Raw genomic sequence first — 223 nt, forward strand, 5'->3', positions numbered from 1 at the left:
GTCTGGTGTGGAAGCGTGGCGACACGTGGAGCTGACAGATACTAATCGGTCGAGGACTTATCCAATACATTCTTGAAGTCATACTTCCTGAAATATGACAATGGTTTCTATTACGCATTATCTAGTTTTGAGAGAACCTTGATTCTTTCAAAAGTCTGGTGGCGATAGCAAAGAGGTCACACCCGTTCCCATGCCGAACACGGTCGTTAAGCTCTTTTGCGCC

1 rRNA gene is annotated in these 223 nt (G+C 45.7%); it reads left to right on the forward strand.

Features of this window, described 5'->3' with window-relative positions:
* Positions 1–154: 154 nt before the first annotated feature.
* A 5S ribosomal RNA gene (gene rrf / locus SAZ04_RS23230) occupies positions 155–223 on the forward strand; the annotation flags it as partial.

The organism is Halalkalibacter lacteus (assembly GCF_036663595.1).
GTDB classification, from domain to species: domain Bacteria; phylum Bacillota; class Bacilli; order Bacillales; family Bacillaceae_D; genus Halalkalibacter; species Halalkalibacter lacteus.